General features: G+C 35.0%; 18 protein-coding genes and 8 pseudogenes. 6 read left to right on the forward strand and 20 right to left on the reverse strand.

The genetic code is table 11. The features are described 5' to 3' along the window. Nucleotides 1-101: 101 nt before the first annotated feature. The 5 genes from EKQ63_RS18270 to EKQ63_RS18290 form a co-directional block, all read right to left on the reverse strand. Nucleotides 102-629, reverse strand: coding sequence for a GrpB family protein (locus EKQ63_RS18270; protein WP_071722740.1), 528 nt, complete (start codon nt 627-629; stop codon nt 102-104). Between the two features lie 23 nt (nt 630-652). Next, nucleotides 653-1,000, reverse strand: coding sequence for a DUF4260 domain-containing protein (locus tag EKQ63_RS18275; RefSeq protein ID WP_071722738.1), 348 nt, complete (start codon nt 998-1,000; stop codon nt 653-655). A 38-nt stretch (nt 1,001-1,038) separates the two neighbouring features. After that, nucleotides 1,039-2,007, reverse strand: coding sequence for a bile acid:sodium symporter family protein (locus EKQ63_RS18280; protein WP_087954722.1), 969 nt, complete (start codon nt 2,005-2,007; stop codon nt 1,039-1,041). 4 nt (nt 2,008-2,011) lie between these two features. After that, nucleotides 2,012-3,403, reverse strand: a complete 1,392-nt coding sequence (locus EKQ63_RS18285) for an FAD-binding oxidoreductase (RefSeq protein ID WP_143881385.1) — start codon at nt 3,401-3,403, stop codon at nt 2,012-2,014. 171 nt (nt 3,404-3,574) lie between these two features. Further along, on the reverse strand, nt 3,575-3,973 hold the full coding sequence (locus tag EKQ63_RS18290) for a DUF2871 family protein (RefSeq protein WP_087954720.1): 399 nt from the start codon (nt 3,971-3,973) through the stop codon (nt 3,575-3,577). A 255-nt stretch (nt 3,974-4,228) separates the two neighbouring features. Here EKQ63_RS18290 and EKQ63_RS18295 point away from each other — a divergent pair, with 255 nt between their 5' ends. Then, the gene (locus EKQ63_RS18295) at nt 4,229-4,732 is read left to right on the forward strand and encodes a GNAT family N-acetyltransferase (RefSeq protein WP_087954719.1); all 504 of its coding nucleotides are present in this window, start codon (nt 4,229-4,231) and stop codon (nt 4,730-4,732) included. A gap of 62 nt (nt 4,733-4,794) precedes the next feature. On the opposite strand, the pseudogene EKQ63_RS18300 reads toward EKQ63_RS18295, so the two are convergent. The 4 genes and pseudogenes from EKQ63_RS18300 to EKQ63_RS18335 all read right to left on the reverse strand — a co-directional run. After that, a pseudogene (locus tag EKQ63_RS18300) lies at nt 4,795-5,921 on the reverse strand (transposase); the annotation flags it as partial. 47 nt (nt 5,922-5,968) lie between these two features. After that, entirely contained in the window at nt 5,969-6,271 is a 303-nt protein-coding gene (locus tag EKQ63_RS18310; protein WP_000717614.1) for a hypothetical protein, read from the reverse strand. A 1,263-nt stretch (nt 6,272-7,534) separates the two neighbouring features. Next, nucleotides 7,535-8,929 (reverse strand): annotated as a pseudogene (locus tag EKQ63_RS18330) (IS4 family transposase). Between the two features lie 161 nt (nt 8,930-9,090). Beyond that, nucleotides 9,091-10,079 (reverse strand): annotated as a pseudogene (locus EKQ63_RS18335) (ketoacyl-ACP synthase III). 146 nt (nt 10,080-10,225) lie between these two features. On the opposite strand from EKQ63_RS18335, the pseudogene EKQ63_RS30335 reads away from it, so the two are divergent. After that, nucleotides 10,226-10,417, forward strand: a pseudogene (locus tag EKQ63_RS30335) (3-hydroxyacyl-[acyl-carrier-protein] dehydratase FabZ); the annotation flags it as partial. A 117-nt stretch (nt 10,418-10,534) separates the two neighbouring features. Then, entirely contained in the window at nt 10,535-11,167 is a 633-nt protein-coding gene (plsY, locus tag EKQ63_RS18345) for a glycerol-3-phosphate 1-O-acyltransferase PlsY (RefSeq protein ID WP_087954715.1), read from the forward strand. Nucleotides 11,168-11,811: 644 nt separating this feature from the next. Here the strand turns inward: plsY and EKQ63_RS18350 are convergent. The 6 genes from EKQ63_RS18350 to EKQ63_RS18375 all read right to left on the reverse strand — a co-directional run bounded on the left by EKQ63_RS18350 (nt 11,812) and on the right by EKQ63_RS18375 (nt 16,136). After that, the gene (locus tag EKQ63_RS18350) at nt 11,812-12,297 is read right to left on the reverse strand and encodes a hypothetical protein (RefSeq protein WP_143881386.1); all 486 of its coding nucleotides are present in this window, start codon (nt 12,295-12,297) and stop codon (nt 11,812-11,814) included. A 58-nt stretch (nt 12,298-12,355) separates the two neighbouring features. Next, complete coding sequence (locus EKQ63_RS18355) at nt 12,356-12,838, reverse strand: tungsten formylmethanofuran dehydrogenase (RefSeq protein WP_143881387.1); 483 nt, start codon at nt 12,836-12,838, stop codon at nt 12,356-12,358. Between the two features lie 383 nt (nt 12,839-13,221). Continuing rightward, the gene (locus EKQ63_RS18360; RefSeq protein ID WP_087954712.1) at nt 13,222-13,578 is read right to left on the reverse strand and encodes a hypothetical protein; all 357 of its coding nucleotides are present in this window, start codon (nt 13,576-13,578) and stop codon (nt 13,222-13,224) included. 31 nt (nt 13,579-13,609) lie between these two features. Continuing rightward, nucleotides 13,610-14,062 (reverse strand): helix-turn-helix transcriptional regulator, encoded by a 453-nt coding sequence (locus EKQ63_RS18365; RefSeq protein ID WP_087954711.1) that lies wholly within the window; start codon nt 14,060-14,062, stop codon nt 13,610-13,612. Between the two features lie 658 nt (nt 14,063-14,720). After that, nucleotides 14,721-15,653 carry an NAD(P)-dependent oxidoreductase gene (locus tag EKQ63_RS18370; protein ID WP_143881388.1) on the reverse strand — a complete coding sequence of 311 codons (933 nt, stop codon included), beginning with the start codon at nt 15,651-15,653 and terminating at the stop codon, nt 14,721-14,723. Nucleotides 15,654-15,770: 117 nt separating this feature from the next. Then, nucleotides 15,771-16,136, reverse strand: coding sequence for a MerR family transcriptional regulator (locus EKQ63_RS18375; protein ID WP_143881776.1), 366 nt, complete (start codon nt 16,134-16,136; stop codon nt 15,771-15,773). Nucleotides 16,137-16,812: 676 nt separating this feature from the next. Here EKQ63_RS18375 and EKQ63_RS30340 point away from each other — a divergent pair. Then, a pseudogene (locus tag EKQ63_RS30340) lies at nt 16,813-16,962 on the forward strand (transposase); the annotation flags it as partial. Nucleotides 16,963-17,124: 162 nt separating this feature from the next. On the opposite strand, the gene EKQ63_RS18385 reads toward EKQ63_RS30340, so the two are convergent. From EKQ63_RS18385 to EKQ63_RS18405, 5 genes and pseudogenes are all read right to left on the reverse strand, one after another. Beyond that, nucleotides 17,125-18,489 carry an MFS transporter gene (locus EKQ63_RS18385; protein WP_143881389.1) on the reverse strand — a complete coding sequence of 455 codons (1,365 nt, stop codon included), beginning with the start codon at nt 18,487-18,489 and terminating at the stop codon, nt 17,125-17,127. Next, nucleotides 18,486-19,058, reverse strand: a complete 573-nt coding sequence (locus EKQ63_RS18390) for an isochorismatase family protein (RefSeq protein ID WP_088327636.1) — start codon at nt 19,056-19,058, stop codon at nt 18,486-18,488. Before EKQ63_RS18390 ends, EKQ63_RS18385 begins: the two co-directional genes overlap by 4 nt. A gap of 22 nt (nt 19,059-19,080) precedes the next feature. Further along, nucleotides 19,081-19,533 carry a MarR family winged helix-turn-helix transcriptional regulator gene (locus EKQ63_RS18395; RefSeq protein WP_088327635.1) on the reverse strand — a complete coding sequence of 151 codons (453 nt, stop codon included), beginning with the start codon at nt 19,531-19,533 and terminating at the stop codon, nt 19,081-19,083. 380 nt (nt 19,534-19,913) lie between these two features. Continuing rightward, nucleotides 19,914-20,111: pseudogene (locus EKQ63_RS18400) on the reverse strand (IS4 family transposase); the annotation flags it as partial. Further along, a pseudogene (locus EKQ63_RS18405) lies at nt 20,080-20,394 on the reverse strand (histidine phosphatase family protein); the annotation flags it as partial. The pseudogenes EKQ63_RS18400 and EKQ63_RS18405, both read right to left, overlap by 32 nt. Before the next feature lie 11 nt (nt 20,395-20,405). Here EKQ63_RS18405 and EKQ63_RS30735 point away from each other — a divergent pair. Then, a pseudogene (locus EKQ63_RS30735) lies at nt 20,406-20,552 on the forward strand (IS4 family transposase); the annotation flags it as partial. A gap of 134 nt (nt 20,553-20,686) precedes the next feature. After that, on the forward strand, nt 20,687-22,222 hold the full coding sequence (locus EKQ63_RS18410; RefSeq protein ID WP_087954705.1) for a spore germination protein: 1,536 nt from the start codon (nt 20,687-20,689) through the stop codon (nt 22,220-22,222). Nucleotides 22,223-22,224 lie beyond the last annotated feature (2 nt).

The following is a 22,224-nucleotide window of genomic DNA, read 5'->3' on the forward strand; positions in this document are numbered from 1 at the left end:
TATATTTAAATCTCGTAGCATTCAACAGGGCCAGTTTGTATTTGTTTTATAATGGCAGCGTTCTACTTCAAAAAAATAAGCAGCATGTATTCCATGCCACCTTAGTTTATTTCTTCTAATATATTTGTAATAAATTTCGTCTTACCTTCACTATAGCTCGTTCTACTTTTTGATTCTCTTGCTAACTCTTCCTTTAAATGTCCATATTCAACAGCAACACCGTCATGTTCACGAAGGTAATCACGAAACGCTATATGTCTTCTTAACTCTTCACTTTCTTTATCACACACATACAAATGATGTTCCATCCAATCTGTATTTTCTCCGTCCCACGGAACAAAAGCGTCCTTTCTGCCAAACGCCTCTCTCCCTTTGCAACTCCATTCTGCCTGATGATAGTATCCTATTGCTTCAAGCTTTGTTACTACTTCTGGAAAAAATTTATAATCTTCCATTACAATATCAATATCTAATATTGGTTTTGCTGCAAGCCCTTTAATAGATGTACTCCCAACATGTTCAATGGATAAAATGCTGTCTTCCATTACATCGTTAATGAGAGTTTGTAGCTTATTAAACTCACTTTCCCATTTGATGTTATATTCTTCGATAGTAATTCTCTGTTTCAACGTATCCCTCTCCTCAAAAGCAATTATAATCTTTGAATATGGGTATCCTTAAAATCCGTCTCATATTTCAACCCATATCCAAACATTCGATCCATTCCGATATGTGCTGTCCATATTAGGCCAATCATAATAACGGTATCTATCTTAAAATAAACACCAATGATAACAATTAATATCGATATGATATATGTGTGAAATAAATTATAAATGTTAGCCCCAACATGATTATTGATCCCATACGCTAACATAGATAAATCTGGCGCTAATAGGAATATCAAAAATATAATCCAACTAAATTCATTTAATGAATACATATAAATCGCAGCTACGAATACAACTAAGCCTTCAAAATGTACAATGAGTTTTTGCATTCTTTTTCATTCCTCAATTCCAACTACAAATTGCTCTCCTATTTTTCTATAATTACCGATATATTTTCATTACCAAAAGTATCCTTTGCATTTTTTGACCAGATGGTTGCTAATACTGGTCCTGCAATGTTATGCCATACTGCAGCTAATACACTTGGGAGTGCGGCAGCTGCTCCAAAATGTGCAGTTGCTAGCGCAACACCTAAACCTGAATTTTGCATTCCTACTTCTATTGAAATAGCCCTTCTTGTCCCTTCGTCTAGTCTAAGTATGAATGCTGTTATATATCCGAGTAAAAAACCAAAAGCATTATGAAGCATAACGGCAATTAAGATAAGAAGGCCTGAAGAAGTAATGCTACTTACATTCGCTGAAACAACTGCAGAAACAATAATAATAATTGCTAAAACTGATATGAAAGGGATAACGGTCATTCCCTTCGTAACAGTTTTAGGGAAAAACTTCTTCACTACTAATCCTAGAATAATCGGTATGATAATGACTTGTACGATAGAAAGAAACATGGACATAGCATTCACTGGCATCCATTGTCCTGCAAGTAATAATAAAATAAGAGGTGTAGCAATTGGTGCTAGTAACGTTGATAATGACGTCATTGCAATAGACAACGCTAAGTTCCCTTTTGCTAAATAAACCATAACATTTGATGCAGTGCCACCCGGTACTGAACCGAGCAACACTAAGCCAGCTGCTAATTCGGCTGGCAGATTCATAACGTAGGCTAGTACGTATGCGACAAGTGGCATAATAATGAACTGAGCACATACACCGATAATAACTGGTAATGGTTTTGTAGCTATGATTTTGAAATCAACAGCTTTCAATGTTAATCCCATCCCAAACATGACAACCCCAAGTAAAATCGTTATGTAACTAGTTAACCCCAGAAATGGAGTAGGAATAAAATATGCAATAGCTGCAATACAAATAACCCAAAATGCAAAATATTTTCCAGCTATATTACTTATCGCTTCTAGTACTTTCACCCCATCATCCCCTATCCTTTAACTGAAAAACTTTATTCGGATTCAAAATATTTTGCGGATCAAGAGCTTTCTTTATTTTTTCCATTACGAGTAATGCCGCCCCATGTTCTTCTTCTTGATACTTCCGCTTTCCGATTCCAACGCCATGTTCTCCCGTACACGTTCCCCCTCGTTTAAGAGCATATAAAACGATACTTTCATTTATTTCGTCTGCCTTTTCCACTTCTTCTTTATCATTAGGATCAACCATTAAAAGCACATGGAAATTCCCATCTCCTACATGACCAAGAATACCACCAACAAGACCAACCTTATCTAATGTCTCTTTCGCATGTTGAATTGCCCCAGCCAATTCTGAAATTGGTAAACATACGTCTGTACTCATTAATTTTTTACCAGGATAACTATGCACATAAGAGTACGCTAAGTTATGTCTTGCATCCCACAGTTTATTTCTCGCTGCTGTCTCCGTCTCAAACGCAACTTCTTTACATTTATGATCAAAAACAATTTCTTTCGTAAACTCAATATCTTGCTTTAGCCCTGCTTCATTACCGTGAAACTCTAAAAACAGCGTAGGCTCTTCTCTGTAACTTGTTTCACTATAATGATTGACTTGTTTCATAGATAGTTCATCAACGAGTTCAATTCTCGCAATCGGAATACCCGCTTGTAATATGTTAATAACAGCTTCTACTGCATCATTTATAGTCGGAAACGATGCTCTTGCGGCCATAACATGCTCTGGTATACCGTATACTTTTACAGTTAATTCCGTAAAACATCCAAGCGTCCCTTCTGAACCTACGAAAATACCATTTAAATGATAACCTGATGACGACTTTGCTGCTAAATTCCCGGTATGTATTACTTCTCCATCAGCAAGAACGACTTCTAAATCACGAACTTGATCACGCATTACCCCATACTTAACCGCTGTCGTTCCACTTGCATTTGTAGCAGCCATTCCACCTAACGTTGCATCTGCTCCTGGATCCACACTAAAAAACAATCCATACTTTTTCAATTCTTTATTAAGCTGAGAGCGAGTCACTCCTGGTTGTACTCTCACTAGAAAATCTTTCTCTCTTATTTCAAGAATTTTGTTCATTAATGAAAAATCAACTGTAATCCCTTTTTCATAAGGAATTACGTGCCCCTCTAAACTGGACCCTACTCCAAACGGAACGACAGCTGTTCCGTGCTGACTCGCTACTTTCATTATCGCGCTAACTTCTTCGGTCGTTTTCGGAAAAACTACTACATCAGGTAAACTACTAGCATGATAAGATTCATCTTTACTATGTAACTCTCTTACTGTCGTATTCACAACTACTCGATCGCCAGGAAGTACACCCTTTAATTCATTTACTAAACGCTCTACTGTTATCTCCATCGTACATTCTCCTACTTTCTATAAATTAGAATTACAAAATATGTTAAGTGTTTCATACATAATAATCCGAAAAATTAAATAATTCAAGTTTTCCATATACGAAATTCGTTTCCTACTGTCGAATAAACGAAAAGAACTTGCAGCAATTGCTGCAAGTTCTTTTCTATAAAACTATATTTTAAACGACTTCTTTATTAACAACATAAACCAAATTAAAGTAACTGCCATCAACGAATGAGAAAAACCAACAATATAAGTTAACCCTTTAAAATCCGCTCCATTTAACTGAAGAAGCCCTCTTGCTGCCAATGAGCCTAACATTAATATTAATGCGATATTATGTACAACAAACCACTTATTAAAACTTTTCGCTTCATGAAACGCGAATACTTTTGCTAATCCTAAAGCAATTAAAAAGAAGAAAAAGCCAAGTACAAGTGTATGGGTATGCAAAAGATTTAACAAAGTGGATCCTAAAATCCCTTTATACTTACCATACTCCCTAGCGAAAATCCCGGATAATAAACCAATAATCAAATACGTAAACGATGCATTATATAATTTCTTCATTATATACCTCCTTGAGTAGAATATGTAGTGTGTCATATTTAGTAATAATGATAGTTATATAGTAAAAACTCCTAGTCACCTAGGAGTCATTGTATAAGCATCTCACTCTTTACAATCAAATCTAATTATAAAATATCCTTTTATACAAAACAAACGAACTTTATGTGAACAAACAAAGCTCCATTAAAATATGTTGCACTTTTGTATTTCGCAATCCATACTAATTGTTATAACTTTTAAAGGTGGTGCAATAGATTGATAGTTCTTGAAACTGAACGACTCACTCTTCGTTGGCTTGATATAAAAGACGCTCCGTTTATTCTCGAGTTAGTAAACGATCCTGCATGGATTCAGTATATCGGTGATAAAAGGATTAAAAACTTAGAAGATGCAAAAAAATACATCTTAAACGGACCCGTCGATATGTATAATAAAATGGGCTTTGGTCTTTACTTAGTAGAACGAAAAGAAGATCTCACTCCACTCGGTATGTGCGGTCTTATTAAAAGGGAGTCATTAGAACATGTTGATATCGGATTTGCCTTTTTAGAGAAATTCCGTTCGAAAGGATATGGCTACGAGTCAGCTTCTGCTGTAATCGAATACGGAGTACAAAAACTAGGTCTGAAACGAATTGTAGCAATTACTACTATAGATAACATCAATTCAGGAAAGCTTTTAGAAAAAGTAGGATTGCAGTTCGAAAAGATCATTTCGGGCTCAGGAGAAGATTTAAAATTATTCGGCTATAACGCGTAAAAAAGATGTTGAAAGAAAAACCCTTGATTTGTCTACGCTAAGCAGAAAATCAAGGGCTTCATTTATGTTCTAAGGGGGCGTAATGATCGAATAGAATGGGAACTGTTAATATCGAATTTATATTGACCTAAGAAATTTATATGCGCCCAACCTAAAGGTGAAATATGGGCAAGTAAAGACTCCTGATGTTTTCCTACTTCCATCATATGCTCAATCGCTCGGGATAAATATACGGTATTCCAAATGCTAATTGCATTTATAATAAGATTTAATGCACTGGCTCGCTGTAATTGGTCTTGCAGTGCACGCTCTCGAAGTTCACCATGTTTTCCAAAGAAAATAGCTCTTGCTAAGGCATTCATTGCTTCTCCTTTATTTAATCCCTTTTGAATGCGCCGACGTAACGTTTCACTAGAAATATAGTCTAAAATAAATAAAGTTTTTTCAACTCGTCCCATTTCTCTTATCGCTTTTGCAAGACTATTCTGCCTAGAATAAGAACCAATCTTCCCCATAATAAGAGACGCAGACGCTGTTCCTTCCCGAACGGAATGTGCTAACCTTAACACATCATCGTAATTCTCTTGAATGACTTTTTTATGAATCCTTCCGCGTAACAATTTCTCCATATCAGGATATTGTTCAGGCTTTTCAAATGTGTAAAGTTTCGAGTCCAAAATATCTCTTAATCTTGGGGCAAAGCGATACCCTAGCAAATGATTAAGACCGAATACTTGATCTGTATATCCAGCTGTATCAGTATAATGCTCTTCAATATGTAAATCTGTTTCGTGATGTAGTGAACCATCAATGACATGAACGGCATCCCTAGCATTCGTATTAATCACTTTTGTATAAAGTGAAACTTTAATCAGTGGGGGTTTTCTTCATCCCCCACTGATTATTAGTTGAACCAATCGGACTTTTATGGGCAGTTGATCCCCCACCTAACTTCTTTGCTTTCGCTGAATCTTGAGGTGGGGGTCTTACTGCCCATTAAAGTGGGATAAATGGTAGCACCTTTACCTGTTCCGTAATGTAGATTTGCGTCTGCATGTAAAGATGAAACCCCAATTTGCATGCGCATCCCATCTGAAGACGAAGTGGTACCATCTCCCTAATAAGAAGCTAAATCTAGTTGGTGCTAGTAATTTACTAATGTTGCTTGTGCCTTATTCATTGAATCTTCACCACTCGTTTTTTATCGGACTTCTTTTTACTGTACTTTTATTTTCTTTATGAGTTATTAGAAAAATAATTGTCTATATAAGTCTTTATTTTTTCAAAATCCTTTTCCATAAATAAGATTGCTGGTACTTCAATTATTGGAAGATTATTTTCATTATCAAAAGGTGGACACGGTTTGGGAACTACCAAATAGTCAACTGAGTTTTTATCCCTAATATAATTAATCGAAACATCATAATACTTAGAAAAATATTCCTTCAAATCATCCTGATTCCTTAAAAATGGTAGAGAAAATATTGAACCATAATTTATACCAGCGTCGACAATTAATACAAAGCATATTTTTTTCATGATACACCCTCCTCGTATAATAAGTTTTAAGTTAATAACTGTTCCTTGAAAATTAAATAGTTTTTATCTTCAAGAGCTACATCAAAAAAATGATGTATGGGTAAAATTTAGTCTTGGATACCGGGGGATTTCCCCAGATAATGGAAGTATAGAAATGGATCCATCGGGAATATGCTTACTCCTCCTGTAGTTCGAGCACGTTAAAAGACTGTGACCCAGACCAAAATGCACTGCATACGCACAAGCTGTATCGGTTTCCTTTTTCTTTATATTCAATTAAATTATATCATTATTTTACATAAATTTACAGAATTTGTTTTTTTATTTTATTGGTAAACTTATGCTTAGCATGAATTGGAGGGATATATATGATAGATTAATAATTTCAAGAGAAAACTATTCAAATAAGATTGGAGAGCTTGTAACAATGCTTGAACATACAAGAGATGTTACATTGAGCGAAATCTCCAATTTAAACCAAAGGGTGCTTTACTTGAGAAAGTCACTAGAAGAATCAAATGATAACTATGAACTTCCCCCAATTGCTAGGTTTTGTTTAACAATTGGGGCAGTTCATTTATAGCGCATAGGTAATCAGCTTTTTGTTAGTCATGCGGTAGATATTTTTAACTAAAAAACCAATAATGGAAATATACTACAGCTTATGACCCGTTTTTACACATATCTCGGCTGAGCCCCTGATAATCTTTATATTTATAAAGATTATCAGGGGTTCAGCTCTTGTTGATATGCTTGAGTTAGAGGCAAAAAGATTAAACTTTTTAGAGATTATCACAGAGGCCAGTATTACTGCCAAGTCATTCTTTAAACACAAAGGGTACCACGTAATCTGTTCACAAATTATAGAACGTAAGGGCATTAAATTAACTAATTATTGAATGGCTAAAAAGATAATAGCATATTTTCACTCTACTACTAGCTATATACTCTATAAGGGCACCCATATTTTGAAACCACAATTTACACCAAAGTAGCTGTTTGGCCCCAGGTTAAAAAAACAACTATAAATTCATCACTAAGCTAAAAACCGATTTCCTTAGCGTACAGGAAATCGGTTTTTTCTTTGCTAGAAGTTGCTTAGCGTATAATTTCCGCGTTTCGTCGGGAGGACCCCATCGCTATCAAGCTAAGCTTATGCAAAGTCAATTTTAGGCGAGATTGTTTCTTTTTTCTAAAGGGCAAGTGTAGGTAATTTAAAAATTTGCATACGAAATAAACCCTAATGGGTTTCACTTTTTTGAATTAAGCGGCTTGATTATCAGACATGGTACAATTGTAAACGACACCTAATATATCAAAGACCGTTTTTTTCTCATATCGATGAGATTTCCGCCCGTTTTGCTGTAGGAGATTGAACAGGCGAAGTAGCACCTTTGATAGCTCTTGGGTGTCTTTTTGAATAGTTTGGAATAGAAGAAGAAAATAGTCTTTAATCATATATATTGCTTTATACTCACTAAGCTCTCGTTTTTTCTTCATGAGGAGCAATTGGCGCATTTGAAACATGATAGAAGAACAGAGTAGAATGGCAATCAATTGACCATATAAATGGCACTCCAATCGTTCTGGTTTTATCTTTTTACAATGATGGATTTGAAAGAATGACTTCCACGTTTTAAATAAAATTTCGATTTGCCAACGCAAAGAATACCAGTCATGTACCTGTCCCATCGGGACAATATCTGTAGGGGTGTTTGTCATATATACATTGATACCACTGAGTCGTTTACTACGAGAAGAATACTTCATTCCTTTCTTTTTTTCTCTTACAGCTTGATCTTGTAATCGTTTTTGTTGTTGTTCTTCTGTTAGCCGATGAACAATCACACGAGTTGAGACTTTATCATTCATTCCTACATAAGCGTTGAATATTTCACATGTTTGTCCTGGTTGAAAAGAGTTCATTAACGTTTCCATATCTATCTGTATATACTCTGTACCTTTCTTGATTCTGCCATCTTGAAAATAATCAGGGTTAGGATTTTTTGATAAATACGTGTATTCGATTTGATACGTGAGATATAATATGCCTTTTTATCTTGTATATGTTGAAGATCTTTCAAGTGAAAATAACCTAAATCACGGATACATAAATCATTCGCTGTCACAGTTGGGGCACATAGAGAACCATAGGTTCGATCATGTTGTTTACCTGGGCCTGTATGAATATGTAGGAACTGCCCACTTAATAAATCATACTCAAGCTGAATCTTCATCCCAGCTGTATGACTGCATCCTCCTGCACCTGGATAAACAGATGAAAATACATCGGGAAGTTGAAAGGCAGTTGAATCTAGGATACGAATACGCTTGAAAATAGAAGCGTATGGAGAAGTGAGCATCTTAGTTGAAGATAACTTTTGATTGGGAAGTTCGGCTAACACTTGTTGTAGAAATTGCACGACTGTGGCATTAAATCGTTGATGCTTCTAAACAGCTACATAAATGAGTTAAAGAGGTTTTAGCGACATTTTGACTGATCCATACACATAAAGCGACTAAATCTTTTGCTTGATACTTACTGGTTCTTTGTACAAAACCAACATTTCTAGCAAGATCTCGTAAGAAATTTGGAGATAAAAAGTTTTGAATCTCTTGAGCAAATAGTTGTAATTCATCCGATACAGAAATAGACATACAAAAAACGCCATCCTTTCCTATGATTCTACAGAAAGGATAACGCCTTTTTTGCTTTAGAGGTAGTGCAAAAACTTAGCTTTATAGCGATGGAACAGAATCCCTATAAAGATTTTTAATGTAATAAAATACGTTTATGTTACTATTGCATATTTCATCTCCTATTCCTTTGCTAAATGCCATTTAATGATATGTCCAGCGTGTGTAAGACCTCCTCCAAACCCATAGAGTAAGAGAGTGTCCCCTTTTTTCACCTTTCCTTCATTCATACCTATGTCTAATGCTAATGGAATGGAGACAGAAGAAGTATTTCCCATGTATGTTACACTTGTTAACGTTTTATCCAGTGGGAAACCTGATTTTTCACATATAGATTCAATCATTCGTAAATTAGCACTATGTGGAATAAACCAGTTCACCTCTTCCAGCTGTAACTCTGCTTGACATAACAATTCTTTGATACCAATTGGTAGTGTCCGTGCTGCCCACTTATATACTTCTCTTCCATTTTGAACTATCTTCCCATGTGTTCTTAAAGGATTTCCAAACATGGTAGTAGATAAATTTTTACGATATACATGCATGCCTCCTTCCCCATTTGTCCCAATATGGGTAGCTATAAAGCTAGACTCTTCTTCATCTTTCTCTACTAAAACAGCTGCGGCTCCATCTCCAAATAAGATACATGTAGTTCGATCTGTATAGTCTGTAATCTTAGATAAGGTTTCTGTCGTTACAATTAAAATCTTGCGATGAAGGCCAGATGTAATTAAACCATTCGCCAGATGTAATCCGTATGTAAAACCAGCACAAGTCGCATTGAAATCAACAGCACCTGTATGTTGAATATTATAATACTCTTGTATTTGGCAGGCTACACTTGGAAAAGTGTAGTCAGGCGTAGTTGTTGAAATGAGAATACAATCCACGTCGACAAGACTTTTATGATAACGTTCCACTAAGTTTTCAATAGCTTTAAAAGCTAATGTAGAGGCATATTCGTTATCACCAGTAATTCTTCTTTCCTTCATCCCAGTTCTTTGTACAATCCATGCATCATTTGTATCTACTAATTTTTCTAAATCATCATTGGTCAGCTTTTTTCAGGTACATAGGTACCAATAGCTGTAATTCTTGCTTTTGATTGCATACATTTATCCCCCTTTACTATTTTCACACTTAGTTATATAATCAAACAATAGTACTAGGTACTAATTGTTGTAAATATTCTGACATTTTATTTCTGGAAATTAAACTAACTAAAATATCTAGCTATGGTATAAAGGAAAGACATTCATGCTCAATATTCAACAAATTGAAGAAATTATTCCCCATCGTTATCCCCTTTTATTAATTGATCGGATCATTGAAGTAGAAGAAGGAAAGCGTACAGTTTAGATCTAAAATGTTGTAACTAATGAAGGATTTTTCACCATTCATTTTTCTGACTATTCAATCATGTCCAGCATCCTTATTGTAGATGCCCTTTTAACATGAATAAATAAGTAGAAGTTTATTGAAAAAGTTTCTGGAGAAGAACAATGCTAAAACCCTGTATTGATGTAGAAAAAAAGAAATTCAGAATAATGTAAAGGGAGAAGAGTGATGATTGATATTTTTAAAATTTTTGCTGCCTTAGCTTTGGGCTACTTTTTAGGCAGCCTTAATACAGCGGTGATTGTAGGGAAAATATACGGAAAGGACATAAGAAACCATGGAAGCAAAAGCGCCGGGCTTACCAATACCCTGAGGGTACTTGATAAGTCTGCTGCAGTATTTGTTCTTGCTGGAGATATATTAAAAGGGATAATTGCCTGTTTTATAGGATTGTTCCTTAGCGTTTACTTTTATTCAGGAGAGGCTAAAGATTGCGTAAGCCTTTTAGCGGCAGGCGCAGGAGTGATTATAGGACATAACTGGCCGATATATTTTGGTTTTAAAGGGGGCAAAGGAGCACTTACGGGAGTAGCTGTGATGTTTATGATCAACTGGGTTATGGCCATTTTATGCATTTGTTTTTTTGTGATGATAGTAGTTTTTACCCGTTATGTTTCTTTAGGCACAATATGCGCTACAATGCTTTTTGCAGCCATCTCATTTGTTCCAGTTTTCGGGAATACCATATATTTTTATATATTTGCTTTCCTTATGACGTTTATAGTTATTTTCAAGCATAGAGAAAATATAAAAAGGTTACTTTCAGGAACAGAAAATAAACTTATTTTTTCGCGGCGTTGAGCATGTCGTCAAAATGGAAAAAATTTAAAGTTAGTTAACCGTTTAAGGAGGACGGCAACGATTCTTTACTTTTGGAGCCACTCAAGAAAAATGTACTTTATAATCCTATTTTTGGTATATCTCCTACCTTAGTAGCAATAAAGGGTTAATATACGTCATCACATCATGCGTAAATATTAACGTACACATTGAATAGAAGAAATCAAAAAATACGTTATCCTTTCCTATGATTCTACAGAAAGAATAGCGTATTTTTTATTTTAGGGGGGTATTTTGTTTTTTTAGCTTGATAGCGATGTGGTGCTACCCCATTTACCCAACATCAAAAATTTTTATGACTGGGACCAAAACATTATATTAATACATAAAACGCTCAGAACGACCAAATTACTAAAGAATAGCACTACTTTCCGGCTTCTCTATGAATATATAGCAGCCCTCTAATGATGGATTATATATAATGGCAAGAATAATTCTCTTAGAATTACTATCTCAGCAATAATTAGGGAAGTTTCATTTTCTATAACTATTTAGATTGAGCTCTCCTTAACTGCGGTTTCCCTTACTATTCCTTTTTAACTTAAATTTCTATTGCAATAACTATCGGATAACCTGTAGATATAAGAGAATCTCTCATGGTTAGGTTACTTAGATTTTTTTAATTCTTTGTTTGCTTTATCAATTAACTTAGAAGCAGTCTCTAATCTTTCAACCCCTGCATCAACTTCATTTTCTTTACCCTTATCTAAACCTTCTTGTATGATTGCCACTCCATCTTTTACATGAATCATCGCTACACCTACATTATGTTGTACAGGGTGATCTTTTTCTTGATACTCTAACTTACTTATTTTGTCCACTAACTCTAAATATGGTTTAGATACTTCTTTTAACTTTTCTGACTTTTTCTTCATTGACTTGCTACTTTTTACAATACCGTCTATTCCCTTAGATTGTTCGGAGAAATCTTTCATTAAATATTCTAGGTTTTTACTGAAGTCTTCTTTTTTATTCTGTTTAACAGAAGCTTCCATTGCTTCATCTTTCTTAACCTTTGTCTCACATCCAACCCCAGTTAACATTAACATTGGAACTACTACAAAAGATAAAATTTTACGTTTCATTGACATATACCCCTTTGTTTTAGAATGCTTTTTCTATTCTTCCAACTTATTTATTAATTTCCATCTATTTAATGTCTTTCATCAACTCGTTGGCTTCATCTATCTTCTTAGAAGCTTTGACTACTGCATCATTACCTATTTCTATTAATTTTCTATCTTTTAATTCTAGACCATCTCCAATTGATTTAATTGACATATCTAATAACCCCATAGCAGTATCCATTGTAAACTGCACATCTTTATACTTTTCGTCATGCTTTAACTTTTTAACCTTTTCAGATGTTTCAAGTAAGTCCTTAGAAGCTAAATCAAATTCTTTCTTCTTCTCTTCTACTGACTTTTGGCCTGTTAATATGTCACTTACGACCTTGGACTGTTCAGAAACATCTTTCATCAGATAGGCTAAGTTTTCTTCATAGTCCTCTTTCTTATTTTGCTCAATAGAAATTTTACTGTCTACTTGTTTTTCTTTTGTAGTACACCCTGCTGCTCCCCCTGCTACAAACATAAGTGAAAATGCTAATAATATTAGATTCCTTACCTTCAAACCCCTACACCCCTTCTGAAAAATTGTAAGTAATTAACATATGAAAACATAACATAAATTACGTAAATAGACTATAAAAAAATAGCGATTCTTACGATAAATTTTAAGCGTTCTAACAACTTTAAAATATGTATCCCAATTTAAAATATCTGGTTCCATATACTTTTTTAGTAATCCTTTATTCAACTTCTAAAGTTTAGTGTTTGTTGCTATTTTTATGCTTCCTGGAATACTGTCTGCATTTTGCAAAATAACCTATGCTATGCGGAAAAATAAAATAAGCTGCCTATGTGGCTAGCTTATTTACATAATTATCGTTATTGGAAGGTGTATGGAATTGTCCTGTTTACAGAAAAAAAGAGTCTGGATCCAGACTCTTTTTTTTATTTTTGATTATAAAGGAATTTTGCTGTTAGAAATGCTGTAATTACATTAATTACAAGAGCAACAATATTTAAAAAATCGATTGTTGGCAAAAGCACAATAATCAATGATGTTACTGATACAAATAATGGAATTAATTTATTTGTATTTGCGATTAGTTGCTGCTTATGAAAATGTCTTAGTGTGAGATAAATCCCCACTAAAATTGGTGCAGTAAAGAATACTCCTAAATATCCTACTCCATCTTCAATAAACCAAGGGAAAAAACGCATGCGTGAAGTGAAAATAAACAGGTTTAGTATGATAGTTCCTAATAATATGCTATTTAATATAATGACTCTCTTTTTTTTATCCATTGTAATTGTTCCTTTCTCCTTTGAAGTTTAATTATTCATTAACTAATTCATGAAAATGATTCATAACTTCGTCTTCTTCAAACGTGCTATACCATCTATAATCATTATCATCTAAAATACGAAAATGTTGACTAATCACATTTTGTTGTACTCGAAATTTACCTTTTTTTGCAATCTCATTCCAAAACATTTTGCCTCCTAATGTTTTTACTTTTGGAGTATTCATATTATCGTGAGCTAGGATTTCGATTACTTCAAATGGTTCTTCTCCTAAACTGTGTTTTAGAACTTGACTATCTTTAAATAAGGCACAAACTACAACTGCATTTGTCCAACCAATTGATGTTCTTTCTTTTTCAACTTGAACCAGTGTCTTTTTAGAAATCCCTAGAACAGTAGCCATTTCTTCTTGAGAATATCCTTTTTCAAGACGAATTAGTCGAACATTTTTAGAAATCAAATTAATTACAGTTTCTTTATCCAAATAATATCACCTTCATAAATGAGTGTTTAATTCTACTAATAGTGTAATTTTACACTATTAGTTACCTTTTGTAAATAGGAAGGATTGAGTCACTATACATAGTTATTAAGCTAACAAATCTAATTAATATATCTCATTTATTTACAGGAACGATTTGAGTTAATGGAAAATTAACTTTCAAGAGTAAATCATTTTTTTGTTGTTATCTCCACTTATAAATACAGGTTGTCCTTTTAAACGCTGGAACAGGATATGAATACTTATTCATATCCTGTTAACGTAACGTCCTATTATTGGTAGCAATGAAAAAGGGGAATCCTTACTCTCAGAAGAAATCCCCTTTTTTATTTTCTATAAAGCTATTCATCTTTTTATACATTCCTATTATGGCGTGGTTTAGGGTTTCTCGTTTATTACTGGATTGGCCGAAAAACTGTATAAAATCTTGAATACTCTTAGCGTGGCTATTTTCCAAAATGCTGGCGGTACCCCATCGCTATAAAGCTAAGAAAATACAACTACCCCCAGAACAAGATTTTGTGCTAATTTGTAATAAAAAAGCTCATTTTTTCGGTTTGAGGGTATCTTCTTTTCCTTAGCTTAATGGCAATGTTTCCGTGCCCTATTATAGGCCATCCCGAAAGGAATGGCCTATTTTTTATGAACGAATATCGGGCTTTTTGAAGATTTCAATGAGGCTGGTGAAGCTATCACTGGCATGGCCAGTCTTCATGCCGCTTCTGAAGACTTCCAAAACAGTTGCTGGCAAAGCGATGTCGATGCCAGATTCTTGGGTAGTATGAACAACATGCTCAACGCTCGCCAAGCCCATTGCTAGTCTGTCCACGTCACCAGGGTGCTCACCCTCGTCGAGACGCGGGGTATAGAACTCTACGAATTTCGGCAATGACGACATCATCGCCGAAGCGTATGGTAGGAATTGCTCCGCCGTAATGCCGTTTGCGTTAGCGATTGCAAGAGCATGTAGGTAACTCAGCATTGCCGTCCAGAATATATCCATCTGTATCTGATAGTATAGCATGGCTAATCCGGGGTCCTCGCCCCGGTAATCGGTACTTGTTAACACTTCCAAGGTCTCCCTGTGAGCCTCAAAGACCACTCGCTCACCACTATAATATGTGTAAGATTCCGATTTACCTATGCCTGACGGTGGAACTTGCACCCCTCCAGTAATATGCCGTGCTCCACGGTCTTCCAACCATTTAGCCGCCTCACGAACTTTTTTCGGGGTATCCGAACTCAAGTTAACGAGCACCTTACCAAATAAATTCTCAGAAGCTGGTTCCAGAATAGAGTACATCACATTGTAATCTGTAAGGCTAAGGATTACCAGCTCGTTAGCAGCTAACGCCTCGTTGACTGTGGACACCCTGATGGCTCCTTTTGCTACAAGCTGGTCTGCTTTACTTGAAGTCCGATTCCACACGGTCACCGAGTACCCGTATTCCAGAAAAACGCCTGCCATCGCCTGACCCATCGGCCCTAATCCTATGACTGTTACTGATTTTCGGTTCCCAACCGTGTTTGTAGTTTCAGAACCATTTTTCTCATTTTGGCTATTACTTTTCAATGAAAAAACCCCTTTCAGATGAAATTAAGTAAATCATAAAGGATTACACTAGTGTCAATGTCAACACAAACAAAAATGGCCCCGGAGCGATTCATCATGCTCAGGACCATGTCTACATTAAACAGTTCTCTTTTTCCTAATCGTTAAAGCGATTTGCCTCTCCAGTAATCTCTTTAATCCATGAAGTGCTTCGATTTGATAATTCACATTACTTAGCTTTTTTTCATACGTTTCCAGCATCTCTTCGCAATATTCATATTCGTCAGGATTTGCCGATTCGCTCTTGAACAATACTTTAATCTCATCTGCTGTTAATCCAAGCTTCAAGTATAACTGAATTGCTTTGACTCGTTCTATGGCCGATTCGTCGAAATCCCGGTAATCGTTCTCCAACCTATTGGCGTTTAGAAGTCCTTTATTTTCATAATGCCGGATGGATCGTATGCTGACATTGGTCAATCTTGCTAGTTCGCTTATTTTCACTCCTAACAAGCCCCCTTGCATGTTCATAATAAATTGATTATACAACGCTGGTTTTCCATTATTATTTCGCCTGAATGAACTTGAAGCATCTGTAAAATAAGTTTTTCCCAAAAAGTAATTTAAAGCAACTCTAGCATAACAAGCAGTTTACAATGGTGTTTGCAAATTTTCTTCCAAAACTCCCCTTTATTTGTGATACAATTCACCGTTCTAGATTTTAAACTATCCTCCATGATTTATATACACAGTTTATGAACATATTTCTAGCTAAAACGGACGAAAACTTCACCCATATGAGAATATTTTTTTGGGGTTTTTACGAGTATACTGGATTAAGAGGATAAAAGAAAACTGTATGATTTTTAGACCTATCTAGGGGTACAGAAACATCGCCATCAAACTAAAAATACAAATACCTCCAAAACGAAAAAAACAAGCCGTTTTCTGTCAAAAATACATGAAATTTTCATCATAGAGTGTTATATAATTCTTAAGTTGATGGGTATGTGGCAGGACCCCATGCCTATCAAATTAAGAATTCAGAATTATCCCCGAACGAAAATTTTGTGCAGGTTGCTAGTATTTATTGTTTTGGTATAACTTGTTCTTTTTAGCTTGATAGTGAAGGGGTATTGCATATTTAAGGTGCATATTAACAGACTATCCGTTTCTGGAAAAAATGCTCTATAAATTTAGAAAAGAAAAATTCGAGCGAAGCTTCGCAGATTCAAAAGAACTGCATGGGCTACGCTATTACAGATTAAGGGGATTACACCATGCGAGTGAGTAAGTGCTACTCACTGCAGCGTGTCAAAATATGAAATAGATTGCAACCCACCTAACGAGGCTAGGATAAGGGAAAGCGATCTGTTTTATTCAATTTTTTATTAAGAAATTCTAATCGTGAAAAAAAGAAATAAGACTAAATAAAAAAGCTTGTGAAGAAAAAAGTGTATCTTTCTCTACAAGCTGAGTGACCTTTATAGGTCTACCCTTTAAGTGAAGCTGCTTTTGAGAATTTCATATTCATGAGGACACTTATGATACTAACAGCAATCATGACTGAACCAAGGATTTCAAAATGTCCTGGGGTAATTTCTTCCCCAAAAACTAATCCAAGGACGACAGAAGATAATATAGAGCCAAGGTAACGGCATGTTTGAAAAAGTCCGGACGACGTTCCAACTATATTAGCTGGAGATGCATCAAGCATGGCTACCTGTAAGGCGACATTTCCAATTCCATAGCTAATACCAATTAGCATAAGAATTAGGCACATAATAATTAGCGGAACGTGAATAAAGAAAATCGTTAACAAAACAGCTCCAATAAGCATAAGAAAGGAACCAAATACAATCGGCTGTCTTGTTCCAGATTTCTCCACCCATTTAGCTGAAATCGGAGAAAAAACAATGCTGATACCTGACATAAATAGCATAAGTAGTCCGCTTTCTTTTACACTAAAGTGCATTTCATCCTGAAAATAGGTTGGCAAGCCAAAAAACAAGCAATAATTAAATAAATTAAGCAGGATAAATTGTAAATACACCCATGTTAAAGTAGGATGTGATTTAAAAAGTCGTATATCAATAAACGGTGTACTTGCTTTTAGTTCTCTCCATACAAAAGCACCGAGAAATAACACTCCAAAAATGCCTGATACATAATGAGGGGTGGTTTTAAAAGACAATAAAAACCATAACAATAATATCATTCCTACAGCAAACAGCAGGATTCCCATAACATCCATTTGTGTAATCAGTGCTTTCAGATTCATTTTATTTTCTTTAGAATCCTTCGGTAAGACATACCATCCAAGTACGAAGCTCAGGAAAATAAATGGAAAATTCACTAAAAAGATGGATGGCCAGCCTCCCCAAACGATTAGAAAACCACCGACTGTCGGTCCAAGTGCAGCCATTGCAGATGAAAAGATTGAAAGAACAGCCAGAGCAGATGCTTGTTTTTCTTGAATATGCGTTCGAACTAGACCAATACCTGATGGATAAACTGCACTACTTCCAACTGATTGAATTAGTCGCATAATCAATAATATTGAAAAAGTAGGAGCTAGTGGTGCACCAAATGCTGACACAGCTACTAAGACCAAACCAATTAGAAACATTCGTTTTCTTCCGATAAGGTCTCCTAGCTTTCCCGTAACTGGCTGCCCGATTGCACTAGCTAAGTAAAAGGAAGAAATAAGCCATGAAACAGTCGTAAAAGAAAGCTGAAAATCCTTTTGTATACTATGGAGAGCAAGTGATATCATAGAAGAATTCAGCGGATTTAGCATCGTGCCAGTTGCTATAGCAGTTAGAAATAGGCCCCGCTTTTTTTGCCAATTTTTCATTCATTCACCTGATCTAAAAATTGCTCTGTTGTACGAAGTTGACCTATCCTAGGAAAAATATAGCGCACCGACATATCATGCTCTTCCGGACTAAAGGTTGTCATTGCATCTGTAATAAAGATTTGATTGTATCCATGTTGAAAGGCCTCACGTGCCGTACTTTCCACACCAATATTTGTTGCGATACCACAAAGTACAATGGTATCTATCTCACGTCGTCTAAGCTGAATATCTAAATCTGTTCCAAAAAATGCTCCCCACTGACGCTTCGTCACCACATAATCATTGTCCATGACATTTAATCTTTGATCCAACACTGCCCAGTCTTTAGGCCTTTCCATCGTACTACCACTTGTTTGGTTATCTATTACAGGTTTTAGTGAATCTTTTCCATCTTGAAAATCAACCTTAACAAAAGCTATAAATCCACCTTTTTTGCGAAAACGTTCAACAAGCTTTACCGATTTTTCTACTACTTCATCTCCTCCAGGCATAGCTACAATTCCTTTTTGTAAATCAATTAATACTAGAGCTGTTTTATCGAAGTTAATATTTAATGATGATTTCATATTTAGCCCTCCTGTTTAATCACTATTGTAATTTTCTTCTTTTTTCAATTGCTCGATTTAAACGAGTTAATAAACTTGCGAAAATATTTTTTTCATCCTCCGACCAATCTGCCAATACTTCCATATAACTTTCCCATCTGTACTTACTCGATGATTCTAATTTATTTTTTCCATCATCAGTCATACTGATGATACTAACTCTTGCATCAAATTCCTCCGGCTTTCGATTTACTAGTCCGCCTGATTCCAGTGTTCGTACCTGTCGACTTACAGTAGACATATTTAAATGGAAAATCTCCGCGATCACTCTTATTGAAAGCGGACCCTCAGCAGCCAAAAGCTTTAATATTAAATAACCAGAACGATCCAAGCTGTCTTTATGTCCATCCAAAGTTCGCTTAAAATCAGCTCTACGCATAAGCGTGACGATTTCATGCTCAATAATCTCAATGCTATCTTTCTCTTTTTTCCCCATTTCATCCTTCCCTTCTTACAAATTAACAAGTAAACAATTTGAATTTTGTACAATACGTATTATATTTCAAATTACTTGCATGATGCAAGTAATATCCACCGATTATTCATAATTGGATAGCACCACATCACCCATCAAGCTAAAGTTTTTATGTACCCCCTAAATGAAAATTTTCTTTTTCTATAGTTAATTACTTTGAGAAGTCAGCGCACCTTTTCATTTTCGGGATGTTTTCTTTCCTTAAGTTGATGGATATGTGCTCCTACCCTATCCCCATCAACTTAAGAAGGAAAATAAAATGAACGAAAAAAAATTCAAATATTTTGTATCCTTAAAAATGAACATACCAAATAAACCTAGATAGGTATCATTTTTAAAACTTATGCTACTTTCTTTTGTTTTCCAAGTCCACTATACTCATAGACAACACCCATAATATCAAGGACTGTCTTTTTCTCATATCTATGAGATTTCCGTCCGTTTTTCTCTAAAAGGTTGAACAGACGTAGGAAAATCTTCGATAATTCTTGGGGCCCCTTTTGTAATACTTGATAAAACAATAGATAATAATTCTTTATCCGACATTCGTTCCTCTTCAGCAATAAAAATTCTCTCTTTCAAGTCCTCAAATACTAAAACTTCTTGTCCTATTTGCTTCGCTAACTGCTGAACAGTTAGAATTGAACGATTGTATGGACTTGAGGTAACAACGTCGATTACCTTGTAATGCATCTGTTATTCGTTGAACATCTAATTTTCCTTTTTCAGTTAATCCTCTTGTTTTTTTATTTTCCAGATTTTTGTTAAACTCCCATATATCACCATATATATATATATGGGAGTTTTCGTAATTCCCTCCATTTTTTAAAATTTCTTTACGATTAGGAGATTTATGTATTCATGATTTGGGTTATTTTTCATTGGTAGACTTAGATCAAATGGATTAACGAGGTACATACTATTTTTCTCGTTTGAAATTAAACACGAATGTATATGTGAAAAAATCTAAACCTGGATATCCCAGTCAGTAGTTGGGATTAGATTTGGCTTACTACGTTAGGGGAAATTTCCAAATCAGTAAATAGTGGAATAAATCTCAATAAAATATACACAATAAACATATTGAAAAGTTTTTTCGAGGGGAGTCTATGTTGTGTTTCCTATTTTTAAATTTTTGAAACAAGGACGTTATTCTATAGATAATCAAGACAATAGAACTTCAAATATACAGAAAGAAAATGTAGAGAATCATAACATCAACTGTGACTTATTCCAAAACATAAATAATCTTCAAAAAAATTTTCAACAAGCTCCAGATCTGATAATTCGTCAATTTCAACTAGTAAATAAATCAGAAGCTGCTCTAATATATTTATCAGGATTAACAGATACACAATCTATTCATAATAATATACTGTCCCCTTTGATGCATACAACGTTTGAAATTAGTAATGGTCTCCCTGTCACAATAGGAGAAGTTCAAATAATTAATACTTGGAATCAATTCGAAAATGCTATTTTTCAAGGGGACAGCATATTATTAGTTCACGGTCTAGACGTAGGATATCAACTAAATACAAAAGGGTGGCCACAAAGAGATATAACAGAACCTAAAAATGAAATCTCTCTAAAAGGGACTCATCAAGGATTTGTAGAAACGTCTAGTCAAAATATAGCTTTAATACGAAGGTATATTCCTAACAGAGAATTAGTATTAAAAGAGGTTTTTATTGGTAGTAGAGGAAAGACCAAAGTATCTATTTTATATTTAAGAGATGTAGCTTCTGAAGATGTACTTAAGGAATTGGAAACTAGAATTCAAAATATTGAGGTGGACTCGATTATTAATACTGGTGAAATAATTGAGTTTATTGAGGATAACCCTTATTCACCATTTCCACAGTTCATCTTGACCGAAAGGCCTGATTCAACTGTATCTCACATTCTTCAGGGGAGATACGTCATTGTTGTGGATCGAAGTCCAAATGTATTGATTGCCCCCGTAAATTTCATTTCTTTCTTTCAAGGGATAGATGACTACAACACACGTTGGTTAGTATCTTCCTCTGTTAGATTACTACGTTTTATAGGCTTTTTTATAGCTTTATTATTACCTGCAACATATGTAGCGTTTATTTCATTTAATTATGAAGTTATCCCTGTACAGCTCTATTTATCAATTGCAGAATCAAGAGAACGTGTTCCGTTTCTTCCAGTGATAGAAGCTTTACTTATGGAGATTACCTTAGAAATGATGAGAGAGGCTGCCCTTCGTTTACCCACTCCCATTAGTCAGACCGTAGGGATTGTTGGAGGTATTGTGATTGGACAAGCTGCTGTTCAAGCAGGGATTGTGAGTAATATTATGATTATTATTGTTGCTGTTACAACTATAGCTTCTTCTATTGTTCCTAATTATGAAATGGGTTTGGCAATAAGATTATTACGTTTTCCTATGATGTTATTAGCTTCTTTATTTGGAATGGTAGGAATTATTATCGGGTGGATGACTATAATTGCACATCTTGTAAGTTTAGAATCCTTAGGTACTCCTTATGGTAGTCCTTTGTCCCCTTTTCACATTTCAGGTATGAAGGACACGTTTGTTCGCTTTCCTTTGTGGTCAATGAAGAGAAGATCCAAAAATATTACAAAGAATCACAAAGAAACTAATCCTGATAAAGGGTGAAA

The organism is Bacillus sp. BD59S (assembly GCF_007363175.1).
GTDB lineage: Bacteria > Bacillota > Bacilli > Bacillales > Bacillaceae_G > Bacillus_A > Bacillus_A pacificus.